We start from the raw sequence: 16215 nt of genomic DNA, 5'->3' as shown, positions 1-16215 counted from the left end.
TACGGTACTCACCGCCCGAGGCGCGCCAGCATCACGATGGTGTGCCCAGCCGATCGACATCACGGCGACATCCTCAGCAGGCGATCACGTCCTGGCGTTGCATCTAAAGTTGAAGCCACAAACAACGACGCCCGGGAGACCGGGCGGTATTGGGCGTGCACGGGTTGGGGATGGTGTTCGAGCGCCGTTGCGTGGCCATCGGCGTGCAGGGGGCGGACAACTATCGCAAGGGGCTTGCCGTGGGGGCGGTCGAGCAGGCCGATGTGTCTTCATGGCCTGAAAACGGACGCGGACGGTCTGAAGAATCGCTTTCAGGCCCCAGCCGCGCCCTGTTGCAGATCTTAAATCGCCTGCCATGCCTCCGGCAGTTCCACATGCCCACTCAGTGCCGGTCCGACAAAGGAGGCGGCAGCCTCGAGTCCGGCCAGCGCCATGGCGCCACCTTGCCAGCCGAAGATGCCGTCGCCCGAGGCACGAGAAGATTCAGCGCTGAAGGAAGCCTCGTCATCGAACAGGTCACCAAGGTGAAGGGCGTCGTCACGGGCCGCGGCCGAGAAGACGCTATCGCCGGCATCGGCAAGCGCGACCTCTTCCCTCGACCACTCGCCGCCTTGGCCTTCCTGAGGTGCATCGACGAAGGCAATATCGCGATCGAACCAATCGAATCGAAACTCGTCTTCCAGACGATCGTCTTCGATAACGTAGCGCAGGCCGGGACCGGCACCGCGAAAGCCGCCGCCATACTCGAACTCGATGCGCTCGATGCCGCTCGCCAGGGTCAGGGAATCATTGCCGGACACGCCAATCCGCCCATCATCCAGCCGGTAGACCTCGTAGTCGTCCGCCTCTCCCTCAAATAACAGGGTGTCGGTGCCCTGCCCCCCTTCGACCTGATTGGTGCCGGTCGAGACCCGGATCTGGTCGTCTCCGGCAAAGCCTTCGATGTAATCATCTGACGTGCCGTCACGCAGCAGGTCGTCAAAGACACTGCCGACAATAAAGGCCGGCTCGCCCGCGTGATTGGATGTCGGCGAGTCGACGTCGCCCACCCAGTGTATCGCGCGCCCAGCGGCACCAAGCGAGGACACCACCACTACGCTGTCCTGACTCATCAGCTCATAAAATGATGAGGAGACAATGCGCGCGACCGCGTCCGACGTGATGCCACCGAGATGCGCGCCCCAGGCGAAGGGATTCAGCCCGCTGTCGCTGGCCAACAGCCAGGGTGACTTGCTGTAGACAGCATCGAACAGCACCAGATTGTCCACGGAGCTTGAGTAGCTCTCATCGCTGTTCTCCAGAAAGCCATCGAAGCCCGCGAGCGCCGACTTCAGATCCTCGTGGTCACCGACGAAACGATGGATGACGTCGTTCTCGAAACCGATATTGAGCACATTGTCGGCTTCGAAGATCAGCGGTGACGCATGGCCAAGATAGTGACTGTCAGCGAAGAACCCGCCCGCCAACTGATCCGAGAAGCGCGCCTGGATATTGGCCAGCGCCCCACCCAGGCTATAGCCGGTAATGATGGCGTCATCACCCTCAAGCCCATGCTGGTCCATGAACGACGCCACCCCGGACAGCACGGGTGCCATGGTCTTCGCGATCTCCTTGCCGGAATTCAGAAAGGAGTAGTCGACGACATCTACCGGGGCATTGGTACCGGCATAGGCCACGCTGACGCGGCTGATGTTGCCCAGGGCGTCCTGCTCGGCCAGGACCTTGAGCTGCGGGCCACGGGAGACATTGCCGAGCAAGGGGCTCTGAAGCGTGATGTAGCCATCGACGTCCACCAGAGAGGATGGCAACCCCAGTTCGCTGGCCGAGACTTCTCGCCAGCCACCCGGCAGGCCACTGGTGACCTGATTGGCTGAAAAGGTCCCCGGTCCTGCGATGTTGTCCAGGGTCACCAGCATCTGTCCAAGGGGAAGCCCGAGCGCACGGTCTGTCTGCGAGTAGGTCGCCAGCGCATGCGAGGTGACGGCGAGCTCGGCAGAGGCCGACGAGTCAAGTCCGGAGATCGTAAAAAGTGGCATAGAACATCCTCACCTGTGAACTTCCACACAAGAAAAGACAACAGCCTAGCCCAGTTTCTACGCTTTCCGACCCCATCATTGCTTCACCGACTTTTCAGGCAAAGCAGCTGCGATAAAGCGTCGAAAAAAGAAGCGATATGGAAAGAAGATTCCTCACATCCATCTTGTATTTTACGAGCGATCAAGACGGTGAGTTTTACCGGACCTCCATGCCGGAACCAGTGTCGATTGCTGCGTAGATGTGCCCGAACGGTGCCCTGGCAATGGCCTGAAAAACATCTGACCGGCCATTGCTGGCGTATATCTGCAGACGGTATCGACCTCAACGGTAGTCCCTCGACTGCGGTAGAATGGCGTTTTTTACGCTGGAGTCAGCGTTCGATGAAGGCCCGTCATCTCCCCTCGACCACCACGCTTCAGTGTTTCGAAGCCGCCGCCCGGCACCTGAGTTTCACCCGGGCGGCGGATGAGCTGAGCATCACCCAGAGCGCCATCAGCAAGCAGGTGGCCCAGCTCGAGGACTACCTTCAGCACAAGCTCTTCCGTCGACTCAGGCGCACCCTGGTGCTGACGCCGGAGGGCTCGCTGTACCTGACCGAGGTGCGCAAGATCCTGGCCCACCTCGAGATGTCGGCCAACGCCATCATGACCTACAGCGGCCACGGTGACGTGCTCAAGGTGGCCACGCTTCCCACCTTCGGCACGCGCTGGCTGTCGTTGCAGCTACCGGCCTTCTTCGAGGCTCACCCCGGTATCACCCTGCACCTGTCCGACCGCGTGGAGACCTTCGATCTGGAAAACGAAGGCATCGACGTAGCGATCTTCCACGGCCACGGCAGCTGGCCCAACCTCGAATGTCACAAGCTGTTCGAGGAAGAGGTAATGGCAGTCGGCGCACCCGGCTACCTGGCGCGCCAGCGCATCGACAGCCCCGCCGATCTGGCCAACTGCCGGCTGCTGCACCTGTCGACCCGCCCCGACGCCTGGCACCGCTGGTTCGACGAACAGGGTATTCGCACCGATCGCAGCTACCACGGCATCCGCTTCGAGACCTTTCAGACGCTGATTCGCACGGTCATGGCCGGCGGCGGCCTTGCCCTGATTCCACGCTTCATGATCGACCATGAACTAGAAGCCGGCGCCCTGGTCCCCGCCTGGCCCACCCTGTTGCGCGGTCCCAACGCCTACTACCTGGTCTATCCCGAGCACCTGGGAGAGCTCGCCAAGGTGCGCCAGTTCGTCGACCACCTCAAAGGCTGCGCCGCACCACAGGCCCCACCCGAGTAGGCCCGGTCATAGCAGTCCCCGCCCGAGTAAGCCCCCCGCGAGTAGTCCCCGTCCGAGCTAGCTCCGCCCGAGTAAGCCCCATCCGAGTAGGCCCGATCTAAGTAGCCCCCGTCCGAACAGCTACCAGGGGCGTCGCCGGCTGAGCCCCTCCGTTTTCGGTGGCTCGGCAAATGGCCTGGCCCCTTCGCTGCTCCTGCACGAAAAGTTTTCTTCTGGTTGTAAGGTCCCGCTTTCAGATGCGACACAGCCCCCCACGGCGCTCGCCCATCGAGCGCCATCCCCTAGAAGACGACCAAGGAAGCTCAGATGCACACTGAAGGAAACGAGATGGCGGGCCTCAAGGGCGGGCTGCTGGCGATGCGTATCGGCATCTTTCTGGTACTGCTGGTCTGGACCCTGAGCAAGTTCATCAATCCAAGCCAGGGCAGCGGGATCATGGACAAGTACTTCGGCATCGCCGGCGTCGGCACCGCCGTCGTGGTGGCGCTAGGTGTGCTCGAACTGGTGCTGATCCTGGCCTTCGTCAGCGGCAGCTTCAAGCGCATAAGCTATGGTGGCGTGCTGCTGGTACACGGCGTCTCGACACTGGTGACTATCCCGGCGATGGTGACCGATCCCTTCGGCCATATGCTGTTCTTCGCCGCCCTGCCGATGCTGGCCGCCTGCTACACCCTCTATCGACTGCGCGACCACGACACCCTGCTGACCCTGGAACGCCCGGCGCCCCTCGCCACCGCCTGAGGCGACGTCGCCAGAACAGACGCGCCCCCGATGAGCAACCACTTGCTCACCGGGGGGCATCTAGGCCATCAGCATACCCAAGCCCCCTTTTCGCTAGCGACGTCAGCAGGGCTACACCAGCCCGACGAGAGAAAGACCGCCCATCCTCCCCCCTCATTGACAGCCGGTCACCTGCGGGATAGGTTGTAACCAGCGCCGATTTGAATCTCAGCTTGCGGGCGCTTTAAAAAATGCAGCTAAAGCGACGCCAGAGGCCCGCTTTAGCTATTGCTGAGCGGGTTTTTTGTTGCCCGAACACTTTTTATTACCGAACAACGTAACGCCGCCGATTTAAGCACCAACTTGCGGGCGGAATACAAGTGCAGCTAAAGCGGCGTGCGACTCCTAACCCCTGGGTCGGCGCTTGCCGACTCACAAGGGGACCAGGATACAGACATGACCACTTCCACCCGCCCTGCTCGCAGCCTCACCACCTCTTCCAAGCCGTCCGCCCAACTCAAGACACTGTGTCTGACACAGGACGATCTGGTGCGCGCGGAATTTCGCAACGACGTGATTCTTGCGGGTCTCGACAGCCGCTTACGCCCCCCCCTCGCGCCACCATTCACGCCAAGGCTCGACACCGGATAACACTCGCGACAACTGGCGGCCGTAGAGAGCTGTCGCCTGGAGCCAAATCCAGGTTAGCTTGACGGCCATGAACCCCTCTGCGCGTATTACAGCGTCTACCTCAGGCGTCCGGTACTGCCGGGCGCTTTGCCATCACGGGTATAAAGAAAATGCATGGTGGAGGATAAGCCAGCGCCTCTACTCCTTCGCCGGGAGATGGCTCAGCATGCGCGCCGAACGCTTGCCAGACACCGGAGACCCGCGATGCGAAAGCCAACCTCCCGCCCTGAGTTCGTCATCCAAGAACAGCCCCCGGCCATCGTTGTCATCGACGGCCAGCAGTCCCGCGAAATCAGCCCGCTGTGGCTGCGCGAACGCACCCAGGCGCCGGATCAACTGGAGCCGATGACCCAGCAACGGCTGTTCGACTCCCATGCCATCGACGCGAATCTGGCGCTGACCCAGGCGACCCAGGTCGATGAGCAGCATGTGGCGCTGGCCTTCAGCGACGGCCATCGCGAGACCTACGATCTGCGCGTCCTGGCCGAGGAACTCGGTGAAAGCGAGCTGTTTCCGGCCGCCGAACCCTGGGACGCCTCGCTCGATCAGAACAAGGTGCGCTTTGACTGGACCCAGGTGCTTGACGACCCCGACGTCTTTCGCGAGTCACTGGATGCCTATCTACGCTACGGCTATCTGGTGCTTTACAAGGTACCCACCGACCCGGAACGCATCCTTCAGGTCGGCAGCCACTATGGCTACGTCAAGGAAACCAACTTCGGTCGCTATTTCGAGGTCTATTCACGCCCCAGCGGCAATGACCTGGCCTATCGCAGCGTGGCGCTTGGTCCCCACACCGACAACCCCTACCGCAACCCGGTGCCGGGTATCCAGCTGCTGCACTGTCTGGTCAACGAGACCAGCGGCGGCCTGTCCACCCTGGTCGACAGCCTCAAGGTTCTCGAGCGGCTACGCCAGGAGACCCCCGAGGGCTACGAGCTACTGAAACATACCCCGGTACGCTTTCGCTTCGTCGACGCCGGCACCCAGCTGGTGACCCAGCGCACCATGATCCAGACCGATGACGACGGTCGCCCCACCGGCGTTCACTACAGCCCGCGCCTGGATGGCCTGCCGCTGCTCTCCGACGCCGAGACACGGCTGTTCCACCGCGCCCGCCAGCGCCTTGGCGAGCTGTTTGCCGACCCGACCTACGAGGTACGCTTCGCGCTCGGCGCCGGCGAACTGATGCTGTTCGACAACAGTCGCGTACTACACGGCCGCACCAGCTATGACAGCAACGAAGGACAGCGCCACCTGCAGGGTTGCTACCTGGATACCGACGGCCCGCGGGAGCGTTTCGCCAGTCTCTTGAAGCAACATGCGTCCATCGAGGAGGTCGCCTGAATGGAAACGGTCACGTTTCGCCAGATGAAGGACGGGACTCGGGAGGAATACGTCTTTCTCGAGCAACTCGAAGATAACTTCAACCAGGGGTTGGTCGACCGCCTGCTGGACGCGCTGCGCCGACTCGAGAACAGCCTGAGCGGCTACCAGGTGACGCGTCTGGAACACTCGCTGCAGTCGGCGGCACGGGCCGAAGCCGACGGTGCCGACGAGGACATGATCGTGGCCGCGCTGCTGCACGATCTCGGTGACGACCTGGCACCCTACAACCACTCCCAGCTGGCCGCCGCCATCATCCGGCCCTATGTGCGCGCCGAAGTGACCTGGGTGATCCATCACCACGGGCTGTTTCAAAAAGTGTACTATGCGCACCACTTCGGAGAGGATCCGCACGAACGCGATCGCTACCGGGACCATCCCTGGTACCAGAGTTGCGTGGACTTCTGTGAACGCTACGATCAGGCGGCGTTCGATCCGGACTATCCGACGCCACCACTGGAACACTTCGAGCCCATGCTGCGGCGCATCTTCGCTCGCCAGCCCTTCGATCCGGAGGTGATCGGCGAGGAGCATCCGCTGGAGCCATGAGCCACAGGTCTGACGCGGCGGCTCGCCCCGAGCCGCCGCGCCGACAAGGCCGCTCACGGTAGCGGCAGCGGGATCGCCGGCCCGAGGTCCGGCTCAAGAGGACACAGACTATCGCTACTCCAGAATCATCTTCCCCGGGGTCTCCCTCCGACGACAATCCCCACGCGGTGATGGGCACCGACTACAAGGTGACCGAACTCGAACAACGCGGCCCCTTCCAGGGCATGCACCGCGGCATGACGATCACGTCAGGGGCACTGATCCTGCTCTTCGTACTGTTCACCGGTCTCAGTTCCGACACCGCCGCCGTGGTCTTCGGCACCGCACGCGCCTGGATCGAGGGCACCTTCAGCGGCTACTACCTGGTGACCGTGGTCGCCCTGCTGGTGGTCTGCGCCTTTATCGTCTGCAGTCGCTACGGCAGCATTCGCCTGGGCACCGACGACAGCCGACCGGAGTTCAGCAACTTCGCCTGGTTCTCGATGCTGTTCTCCGCCGGCATCGGTATCGGCATCCTGTTCTTCGGTGTCGCCGAGCCGATCTTCTATCTCGATAATACCGACTCCTTCGGCTACCCCAACAACCCCCACGCCGACATGGCCGGGGCCACCGCCATCGGGCATGAGCGCGCCATCGACGCGCTGCGGGTGACGGTCTTCCATTGGGGGCTGCACGGCTGGGCGATCTACGTCATCGTCGGCATGTCGCTGGCCTACTTCGCCTACCGCAAGGGCCTGCCGCTGGCGTTAAGATCGGCGCTTTACCCCTTTATCGGCGATCGCATCTTCGGGCCCGCCGGGCATCTGTTCGACATCTTCGGCGTGCTGGGCTGCGTGTTTGGTGTGGCCACCTCGCTGGGACTCGGCGTCAGCCAGATGGGCGTGGGACTGGAAAAGCTGTTCGGCATCGACGATGGCCTGCCGACCCAACTGGTGCTGATCGCGGTGATCTCGACGCTATCGATCATCTCGGTAGTCAGCGGCGTGCAGAAGGGCATCCGCATCATCTCGGTGCTCAACATCTGGGTATCCGCGGTCGTGATCGGCATCTTCCTGTTCGGCGGGCCGACCCTGTGGCTGATCCAGACCTTCGGCGAGACGCTGGCGGACTACGCCACCGAGGTCATTCCCATGGGCCTGTGGTACGCCGAGCAATCCGGTACCAGCGAATGGCAGCAGGCCTGGACCATCTTCTACTGGGGCTGGTGGCTCGCCTGGGCTCCCTTCGTCGGGCTGTTCATCGCTCGCATCTCCAAGGGCCGCACCCTGCGCGAATTCGTCCTCGGTGTGCTGCTGGTACCGACGCTGCTGGCCTTTGTCTGGCTGGTCATCTTCGGCGGCAACGCCATCCACCAGGAGCTGAACGCCGCCGGTGGCGCTGGCACTGCCGGCATCATGGAGATGGTGCGCGCCTGGGATCTGCCGTCTGCGCTGTTCGCCACCGCGGACGGGATCGTCGGCTCTGGCGTCTTCGGCTGGGTGCTGTCGGCCATGATGGTGTTCCTGCTGATGAGCTGGTTCATCACCTCATCCGACTCCGGCACCCTGGTGCTGACCACCATCCTGTCGCTGGGCGATGACGATCCGCCCAAGCTGTTCCGCGTCTTCTGGGGTGTGGTGATCGGCCTGGTGGCCGCCGTGCTGCTGGTGGTCGGTGGGCTTTCCGCCCTGCAGACCGCCCTGATCGCTGCCGCCCTGCCGGTCAGCGTGGTCATCCTGGTCATGACCCTCGGCGTGCTGCTCTCGCTGTTCCGCGAACCGGGCGATCCCTATCGCCAAGGCTTTCGACTGCGCCCGCGCCGGCGCTGACAGGCCGCCCCGTGCCCACATCGGGCACGGGGTCCTGGGCCCCGCCTCTCTCTATCCTCGTCATCTCTCTTCCTCTCTACCTCTCTGCACCTTTGCCATCACCATGGCGAACGCATCCACGCCCAATGCATGCCCTGCTTTACGTCAGTGCGTCTTATCAGCCCCGATCTGGCGCCCCCTCAGCGTAACCGCCCCGGGTCTCCCGAGGTGGCACCCTCACCACGATGCACCGCGTCCAGCAGCCAGTCCCTGACCGGCTCCGTGACCGCGCTGCGCTGGTGCTTGACGCTCAGCCAGTAGCCATAGTCTTCCCGCGTGACCTGCGGTCCCAGGGCAGTGAGCTGGCCGGTGACCAGATACTCCTCGACCAGGTTCGACCAGCCCAGCGCCACGCCCTGATGCGCCAGCGCCGCGTTCAGCAACAGCGCGTAGTTGTGGTAGGCGAAGATATCCGCCGCCGGGGGTGGAGTGAGCCCCGCATGGCGGCACCACTGGGCCCAGTCGAGCCAGCGCGGATTCCTGATGTCCTGATGCAACAGCAAGAGCCGTGACAGGTCCTGTGCTGACAGGGGGCCTGAAAGCCCATGTGCCTGCGCGTAGTCTGGGCTGCACACCGGGAAGACCGCCTCCCGGGCCACCAACTGCCCCTCTTCCTGGGGCAGATAAGGCCCGAAACGAATCGCGATGTCGGCGGCCAGCAGCTGCGGATCGTCCGAGCGATCGATCGGCATCAGGTGAAAGCTGAAGTCGGGAAAGGCCCGCTTGAGCGCCGGTAGCCGAGGCAACAGCCACAGGTGGGTAAAACCCGCGTCGGCTGCGATGACGACCGTTGGCGCTGGCCCCTGGCCGTGGCGCACGAAGCGATCACAGGTGTCTCTGAGGGTGGTGAGACTCGGCGCCATCTCGCGGTAGAAGCGCTCGCCCTCGACGGTCAAGCTCAGCCGGCCGCCGTGCCGGTCGAACAGTACCAACCCCAGGTATTCCTCCAGCCCCCGGATTCGCTGGGAGATGGTCGGCTGGGTGGTTCGCTCGGCCTCCGCGGCGGCGGTCATGGAGCCGAGCCGGGCCGTGGCCTCGAAGGCGATCAGCGACTTCATGGAAGCGGGGTTGGGGTTCATAGGCAGAAGATGTGATGGGCCGGGTAGTTTGCAGGGACGCCCCTGGGGTGACAGACAGCGGCAGATACCACCAGCCATCCAGTGCAAGGCAGGCGGTTGGCGAGCGCGCCGCGAAGGGTGCGGTGATCTGAAGGGGATATGGTGAGGGAATCGGCAGGAAGATGCCAGGCAAGAGGGGCGCTCGGCCAAGTACCACCTGGCCGAGCGTTTGGCATGGGGAAGACGGGTGAACAGCGCTCGATACCGCACCACCACACGGGTGGCGCGGTATCATTCAGCCGTCCAGGGACGCTAGGCGCTGTCCGAAAAGTCGACGAGCGCAGGCACTTTTCAGACAAGCCCTAGAGCTTGACCGTCACGTTCTTGTTCCTCAGGTAATTGTCGAGTGCCAAAAGGCCCTTTTCTCGGCCAAACCCTGAGTGCTTGGTGCCACCGACCGGTGCGTATATTCCGCCGGCAAAGTACTGGTTGATGGTGACCTGACCTGCATCGATCTCGGCGGCAAGTCTAAGCGCCCTGGCGACATCGCGGCTGTAGACACAGGCGGCAAGGCCGTAGTCGGTGCCATTGGCAATCGAGAGGGCTTCCTCATCGCTGGCGACCACCTGTACCGCCAGGACCGGACCAAAGATCTCTTCCTGCACCAGTCGGTCATCACGCTCCAGTCGATCAATCACGGTGGGCTCAAAGAAGAGCCCCTTGCCGCTCTCAGGGTCACGGGTAACATTTCCGCCACAGCGGATGGTCAAGCCGCGCGCCTTGGCGTCATCGACGAAGGAGGCAATCTTGGCCAGGTGGCCGGCGGAGTTGATAGCGCCGATGTCTCGTCCCTTGAGGCCATGTCCCAATGTCAGCTCCGCCACTCGCGGCAGAAAGGCCTGCATGAAGGCTTCGTGCTGGGACTCGTGGATCACCAGGCGTGAACCGGCGGTGCATACCTGGCCGGCGTTGTAGTAGATCGCCCAGACCATGTCCTCGGCGACCTTGTCGATATCGGCGTCGGCCAGCACCACGGCAGGGGACTTGCCGCCCAACTCCAGCAGCACGCTGGAAACATTGTCGGCAGCCGACTTCATTACCTGCTTCCCGGTCGCAACCGAACCGGTAAAGGTCACGTGCTGAACCAGACGATGGGACGTCAGGGCATCGCCAATATCGTGACCATAGCCGGTCACGACATTGACCACACCGTCGGGCAGGCCGGCTTCGCTGAACAAGGCCGCCATGACCAGCGTGGACAGCGACGTCAGCTCGGACGGTTTGACGACCGCGGTACAGCCGGCCGCCAGTGCCGGGGCGATCCCGCGTACGGCGGTCAACAGCGGAAAGTTCCACGGAGCGACGTGGGCGGTCACCCCCACCGGCTCGCGGCGATTGATCGAGACAAACCCGTCGCCCAGGGGGGTGGTGCTTCCCGCGATCTTGTCGGCTAGCCCTGCATAGTAGGCGAGCTGTGACGCTGCCCCCTGAATATCAGCTTCGGCCTCGGCGTAGGGTTTGCCCGAATCCAGACACTCGATGACCGAGAGCAGTTCGCTATTGCGGCGCACCGTGTCGGCGAGACGAAAGAGGTGCTCGGCCCGGTCGGCAGGCGCAAGGCGGCGCCAGTGTTCGAAGGCACGCTGGCTGCCGGTTACTGCAGCCTCGACGTCTTCCGGGGTGCCCCTGGCGATGTGCGCAATCGTGCTCTCGCTGCCGGGATCGGTAACCTCGATAGTCTCGCCCGAGGTAGACGTATGCCACCGCCCGTCAATGAAGTGCTGCGGCGTAAGGTGCGGCGTCGGATCGATCACGCCGGCTTTCTCGCAAAGAGTCTTGAGTGCTGTCATGTCAATTCGCTCGCTCGGTAGTGGGCGGATTCCAGCCAGTCCTGGCGCACGCGGATGCCCCAGCCTGGCTCGTCGGGGATGGCAACCTTGCCATCCTTGGCCACCGGGAAGTTGTCATAGATGCCGTACTGCCAGGGATAGTAGTCGTCTTCCTCGATGGAAAACTCGAGATAAGGGCCAGCATTGTCGATGGCCCCTTGAAGGTGCAGGGTGAAGATGGTCACCAAGCTGAGATTCGCGGTGTGAGGGGTCACGACACGCCCAGCCTTGCGGGCCATTTCCACCACCTGAAGGGTGCGTGTGATGCCGCCCATATAGCAGATGTCTGGCTGCAGCACGTCGACCACGCGGTCATCGATCATCTTCTGCCAGGCCGGCAGATAGTGATCCTGCTCGCCCCCTGTCACGTCCAGCGACAGCGCGGCCGTGACCTGGCGAGTCCACTCCATTTCCCAATAGGGGCAGGGTTCTTCGAAATGCTGGATGCCATTGTCCTGCAGAAGACGCCCTACCTCGATGGCGCGCTCCGGTCGAAAGCAGCTGTTGGCGTCGGCCAGCAGGTCGACGTCAGGCCCCATGGCTCGACGAATGGTCGGGATGATCGCCTCCGTGCGCCCCGGCCATTCATCCTGGTTACGACCGCACTCGGCGCCCACACGAAACTTGAAAGCGTCATAGCCGTGGCGATCACGCAAGCGTAGAAAGCGTTCAGCTTCCTGCTCGGGGGTAATGTCGCGCTTCATGCTGGAGGCATAGACCCTGAGCGGTCGAACCGTACCACCGAGTAGCTCGCAGACCGTCTTGTCATGAGCCTTGCCGAGCCAGTCCCACAGCGCCGTCTCGACACCGCACAGCGCGCGATAGAGATATGAGCCCAGAAACTTGTGCTGGCGTTCCAGCACCAGGGCCACGCTGTCAGCGATATCATCAATCCCGTTGATGTCGCGCCCCTCGAACCAGGGAACCACCTGACGATGCATGATCTCGACACTGATGTCGGCGTTGTAGGTGGACACCTGGCCCACGCCCTGGCTGCCGTCGGCCATGGTGACGCGGACGATACCAACGTCCTCGCTGTAGAAAGATTCGACCTTCTTGATTTTCATCTAAGTGTTCCAGGACTGGCGAATGATGTCGGCGGCCACCTCGGCCACCATCAAGGTGGGGGCTTGGGTATTGCCGGAGGTAATGTTGGGAAAGATGGACGCGTCGACGACCCTCAGGCCCTCGGCTCCGTGAACCTTGAGTGACGGGTCGACGACCGAATTCTCGAGCCGGGTACCCATGGCGCAGCTTCCGCAGAGGTGGTAGATCGACCCGCACGACGCCCGGAAGTCGTCGAGAATGGCCTCGTCACTGTGCATATCGGCGTAACCGCGGTGATCGACCAGGATGTCCTTGAGCGGCCCCGCGCTGGCTAGACTGCGTACCTGACGAAAGGCCGCGAGCAGTTCTGCCTTGTCACGAGCATCGGACAGGTAACGATTGTGAATTGCCGGCGCATCGTCGGGGTCAGCGCTCTTGAGCGTCACGGAGCCGCGACTGTAGGGTCGGCAGACATTGTAGAAAAGCGACACCTCGGCGTGCCGATGCAACACCAGGCGCCCCCCGGCCTCTTCCGGCAGGGCGTAGGAGATGGGATTGAAGAACACCTGCGCCTTGGCGTGACCATCGCCACTCCCTTGCACCGGGTGCTCCCCGTGACCCGACACCCCCGTCCCCTCGAGGGGGACAAAGGCGCCAGCGTGCTTGACGCCAAAGGCCAAGGGACCCTGGCGGCGACTCACGTAGTCCCAGCCAGCCCGCAACTTGCCCGTCAGCCGGCCAAGCGTCACGTTGAGTGTCGGCTCGCGACTCTCGAAGAACAGACTGCCGCACAAATGATCCTGCAGATTCTGCCCAACCCTGGGGTTGTCGATGACACTATCGATGCCCAGTCGAGCCAATGCCTTGGCGTCCCCAACGCCAGAAAGCTGCAACAACTTCGGAGAATCCACCGCTCCGGCACACAGGATTACCTCCTGGCGGGCCTTGATCGTGCGTCGTTCGCCACCGCACGCGACCTCGACACCGACGGCACGTCGCCCCTCGAACACCAGTCGCCTCGCCTGCGTCTGCGTCATCAGCGACAGATTCGAGCGCTTCAGCGCCGGGGTCAGGTATTCCCGAGCGCTCGATGAACGCAGACCGGCCCGAACATTCATGTCGTAGAAGCCATAGCCATCCAGGCGCTCGCCGTTGAAGTCATGATTATTCGGCAGTCCAGACGCGTCACAGGCAGCGAAGAAGGCATGGCAAAGCTCGGGGGCACTATCCCGGGTGGAAAGGACCCCAATGCTGCCATCACGACCGTGATACCTTGTGTCCTCGCTATGGTGTCGCTCCAGGCGCCGAAAATAGGGCAGGACAGCGTCATAGGACCAACGTGGAGAGCTGACCGCAGCCCAGTCATCGAAGTCTCGCCGATCACCACGCACGTAGATCATGGCGTTGATCGCACCGGAGCCACCAACCCCCTTCCCCCGGGGCTGGTAAACCCGCTGCTGCCCCAGCTCGGGCTCAGGTTCGGAGCGATAGCAGTAGTTGTAGCGAGGACTGTTGAAGTGATGGACGAACCCCGCCGGCACCGAGATTGTCGGCGTCTTGCCGCGGGCTCCTGCCTCAATCACCAGCACCTGTCGATCGCAATCCTGTGACAGCCTTTCCGCCAATACACAGCCGGCGGAGCCTGCTCCAATGATGATGATGTCGACCTCTGAAACCATGCGGGCTGCTCCAGCCAGGAAAGGTGATGACTGACCACAATCTAACATTCTAGATTTGGTGTTGTGAAGACGCGAAATAGTCATGCGCATCACAACAGCATAGACTTTTGTCGTAGCGAAAAACCTTTAACCAAAACACAACAAACCTTCATATGTTTGTTTTTTATGGAAATTAAAGGGATCACTCAGTGACATCTCTCGCTCTGACACGACATCACCTTCGCACAGCAGTTGAAAGACAACCCCTAAACTAGCATTTTAGATAGCCACAACACGCCCGCCCCCTGCTTCGACAGGGTTTTTGTTTTCACCTGCAAAGGCTTCGCCCATGCGCTATCAGAAAATAAGAAAGGAAATCGCCGGCATCGATCCAGCGGTGTTCATGCCTGCACTCCTCCTCACCCTGCTACTGGCTCTGGTCTTTTCCCTCTGGCCCGAGCAGAGCGGGAGCCTCCTCCATCAGATTCACGCCTTCACCACCAACGAACTTGGCTGGTTCTTCCTGCTGGCCACCATCGGCGCGATCAGCTTCTGCCTGTATCTGGCGATGTCGCGTTACGGCAAGGTGGTTCTGGGAGACCGCGACACTCGTCCAGAATTCTCGACCCTCACCTGGCTGGGCATGATCTTCACCTCGGGCACCGGCGGTAGCCTGCTGTACCTCAGCGCCGCCGAATGGATCTGGATCATGCAGTCGCCTCCCTTCGGCGCCGAGCCCGGTACTGCAGAGGCGGCACGCTGGGCCAGCGCGTTCGGCATGTTTCACTGGGGCCCCTCGGCATGGGCCTGGTATATCGCCTGCGCGATACCGATCGGCTATGCCATGTACGTCCGCAAGCAACGCAACCTGAAACTCAGTGAACTGACTCGCCCGGTGCTAGGGCGCTGGGCCGATGGCCTGGTCGGTCACGCCATCAACTTTCTGTATATGTTCGGCATCATCGGCGGCGTCATGACGTCGATCGCCCTTGGCACGCCGCTTATTTCGAGCACCTTCGCCTACGCATTTGGCATGCAGGCAGGCAACCCGGTACTCGACGTCTTCGTGATATTTCTGTGGACCGCCATTCCGATGATGGCGCTGATCCTCGGCCTGCAGAAAGGCGTCGCTCGCCTGTCCAATTTCAACGTCCGCCTGGATATTGCCTTGCTGGTGGGCGTCCTGGCGTGTGGCCCGCTGTCTTTCACGCTCAACCAATCGGTAGACGGGCTGGGCCTGATGCTCCAGAACTTCGTCTACATGAGCTTCGCCACAGACGTTATTCGCAATACCGGCTTTCCCCAAGCCTGGACGATCTTCTACTTCTCCTGGTGGGTCGTCTACGCCCTGCCTTACGGACTTTTCATCGCCAAGATATCGCGTGGCAGGACCATTCGGGGAATCGTCTTCGCCGGCCTGGTGGCCGGGTCGCTGGGCTGCATGGTGTTCTACATGGTCTTTCCGGCATTCGGCATCCACCTCCAGACCAGCGGCCAACTGGACCTCATCGCGGTGATGAACGAGGCGGGTCGCGGCGAGGTGGTGAAGGCCATGCTCGAGCAACTGCCTGCCGCAGGACTGTTCATCGTGGTGTTCGGTCTGGTAGCCCTGCTGTCCTATGTCAGCGGTCAATGTGCGGTCGGCTATTCACTAGCCTCGGCGACGCAAAAGACCCTGCTTCCCGAGCAGGAGGCGTCACGCTATAACGCGTCTTTCTGGCTGGTGCTGGTCGGGCTGGTCTCCACAGCGCTCTACTTCCTCAATCCAGAAAGCTTGACGCCACTACAGACGATATCGATCCTGACGGGGTTCCCGCTGTGCTTCGTCATCGCCATCGTTGGACGTAGCTTCATGCTGATGCTGAATCGGGATCTGTTCAACGAAACGGCGGTGCGAGATATCGATGGCAAGAAGTATCTAACGCCGACCACCACTGGCATCGATGCACCAGTCAATACCGGCGCAGTATCGCCAGAACTGGACTAAGTCCACGATCGACAGTAAAACACACGGGCTTGGTGTCATTGGCACCTCGCCCGTTGTCACG

At 62.1% G+C, this 16215-nt stretch carries 12 protein-coding genes; 7 read left to right on the top strand and 5 right to left on the bottom strand.

The genetic code is table 11. The annotated features are described in order from the left end of the window. Positions 1-341 precede the first annotated feature (341 nt). Positions 342-2036, bottom strand: a complete 1695-nt coding sequence (locus tag NFG58_RS06370; RefSeq protein ID WP_348827792.1) for a hypothetical protein — start codon at positions 2034-2036, stop codon at positions 342-344. Positions 2037-2417: 381 nt separating this feature from the next. On the opposite strand from NFG58_RS06370, the gene NFG58_RS06365 reads away from it, so the two are divergent. From NFG58_RS06365 to NFG58_RS06340, 6 genes are all read left to right on the top strand, one after another. Next, entirely contained in the window at positions 2418-3323 is a 906-nt protein-coding gene (locus NFG58_RS06365; RefSeq protein ID WP_287165748.1) for a LysR substrate-binding domain-containing protein, read from the top strand. Positions 3324-3629: 306 nt separating this feature from the next. Then, positions 3630-4064, top strand: a complete 435-nt coding sequence (locus NFG58_RS06360; protein WP_045990950.1) for a hypothetical protein — start codon at positions 3630-3632, stop codon at positions 4062-4064. 435 nt (positions 4065-4499) lie between these two features. Then, positions 4500-4694: a hypothetical protein gene (locus NFG58_RS06355; RefSeq protein ID WP_222515375.1), complete on the top strand. Its 195-nt coding sequence runs from the start codon at positions 4500-4502 to the stop codon at positions 4692-4694. Between the two features lie 243 nt (positions 4695-4937). Continuing rightward, on the top strand, positions 4938-6080 hold the full coding sequence (locus NFG58_RS06350; protein ID WP_222515376.1) for a TauD/TfdA family dioxygenase: 1143 nt from the start codon (positions 4938-4940) through the stop codon (positions 6078-6080). Beyond that, a complete protein-coding gene (locus NFG58_RS06345) occupies positions 6081-6668 on the top strand; it encodes an HD domain-containing protein (protein ID WP_348827791.1) in 588 nt (195 codons plus the stop codon). A 170-nt stretch (positions 6669-6838) separates the two neighbouring features. Beyond that, positions 6839-8476, top strand: coding sequence for a BCCT family transporter (locus NFG58_RS06340; RefSeq protein ID WP_181248556.1), 1638 nt, complete (start codon positions 6839-6841; stop codon positions 8474-8476). A gap of 179 nt (positions 8477-8655) precedes the next feature. Here the strand turns inward: NFG58_RS06340 and NFG58_RS06335 are convergent, their stop codons facing one another. The 4 genes from NFG58_RS06335 to NFG58_RS06320 all read right to left on the bottom strand — a co-directional run bounded on the left by NFG58_RS06335 (position 8656) and on the right by NFG58_RS06320 (position 14188). After that, entirely contained in the window at positions 8656-9594 is a 939-nt protein-coding gene (locus NFG58_RS06335) for a LysR substrate-binding domain-containing protein (RefSeq protein ID WP_348827790.1), read from the bottom strand. Positions 9595-9935: 341 nt separating this feature from the next. Beyond that, complete coding sequence (locus tag NFG58_RS06330) at positions 9936-11423, bottom strand: aldehyde dehydrogenase family protein (protein WP_348827789.1); 1488 nt, start codon at positions 11421-11423, stop codon at positions 9936-9938. Continuing rightward, positions 11420-12529: a mandelate racemase/muconate lactonizing enzyme family protein gene (locus NFG58_RS06325; protein WP_286984839.1), complete on the bottom strand. Its 1110-nt coding sequence runs from the start codon at positions 12527-12529 to the stop codon at positions 11420-11422. Before NFG58_RS06325 ends, NFG58_RS06330 begins: the two co-directional genes overlap by 4 nt. After that, positions 12530-14188: an FAD-dependent oxidoreductase gene (locus NFG58_RS06320; RefSeq protein WP_348827788.1), complete on the bottom strand. Its 1659-nt coding sequence runs from the start codon at positions 14186-14188 to the stop codon at positions 12530-12532. It lies immediately after the preceding gene. A 328-nt stretch (positions 14189-14516) separates the two neighbouring features. On the opposite strand from NFG58_RS06320, the gene NFG58_RS06315 reads away from it, so the two are divergent. Then, on the top strand, positions 14517-16154 hold the full coding sequence (locus NFG58_RS06315; protein ID WP_348827787.1) for a BCCT family transporter: 1638 nt from the start codon (positions 14517-14519) through the stop codon (positions 16152-16154). Positions 16155-16215: the final 61 nt, after the last annotated feature.

It is taken from the genome of Halomonas sp. RT37 (assembly GCF_040070525.1).
Classification (GTDB): domain Bacteria; phylum Pseudomonadota; class Gammaproteobacteria; order Pseudomonadales; family Halomonadaceae; genus Halomonas; species Halomonas litopenaei.
Note: the sequence above shows the minus strand (reverse complement) of the source record. Positions and strands in the feature narration are given on the sequence as shown.

What these genes read in the sequence shown, in the direction of transcription:
- NFG58_RS06370 (WP_348827792.1), bottom strand. Translation starts at nt 2,036, where the DNA reads ATGCCACTTTTTACGATCTCCGGACTTGACTCGTCGGCCTCTGCCGAG.
- NFG58_RS06365 (WP_287165748.1), top strand. Translation starts at nt 2,418, where the DNA reads ATGAAGGCCCGTCATCTCCCCTCGACCACCACGCTTCAGTGTTTCGAA.
- NFG58_RS06360 (WP_045990950.1), top strand. Translation starts at nt 3,630, where the DNA reads ATGCACACTGAAGGAAACGAGATGGCGGGCCTCAAGGGCGGGCTGCTG.
- NFG58_RS06355 (WP_222515375.1), top strand. Translation starts at nt 4,500, where the DNA reads ATGACCACTTCCACCCGCCCTGCTCGCAGCCTCACCACCTCTTCCAAG.
- NFG58_RS06350 (WP_222515376.1), top strand. Translation starts at nt 4,938, where the DNA reads ATGCGAAAGCCAACCTCCCGCCCTGAGTTCGTCATCCAAGAACAGCCC.
- NFG58_RS06345 (WP_348827791.1), top strand. Translation starts at nt 6,081, where the DNA reads ATGGAAACGGTCACGTTTCGCCAGATGAAGGACGGGACTCGGGAGGAA.
- NFG58_RS06340 (WP_181248556.1), top strand. Translation starts at nt 6,839, where the DNA reads ATGGGCACCGACTACAAGGTGACCGAACTCGAACAACGCGGCCCCTTC.
- NFG58_RS06335 (WP_348827790.1), bottom strand. Translation starts at nt 9,594, where the DNA reads ATGAACCCCAACCCCGCTTCCATGAAGTCGCTGATCGCCTTCGAGGCC.
- NFG58_RS06330 (WP_348827789.1), bottom strand. Translation starts at nt 11,423, where the DNA reads ATGACAGCACTCAAGACTCTTTGCGAGAAAGCCGGCGTGATCGATCCG.
- NFG58_RS06325 (WP_286984839.1), bottom strand. Translation starts at nt 12,529, where the DNA reads ATGAAAATCAAGAAGGTCGAATCTTTCTACAGCGAGGACGTTGGTATC.
- NFG58_RS06320 (WP_348827788.1), bottom strand. Translation starts at nt 14,188, where the DNA reads ATGGTTTCAGAGGTCGACATCATCATCATTGGAGCAGGCTCCGCCGGC.
- NFG58_RS06315 (WP_348827787.1), top strand. Translation starts at nt 14,517, where the DNA reads ATGCGCTATCAGAAAATAAGAAAGGAAATCGCCGGCATCGATCCAGCG.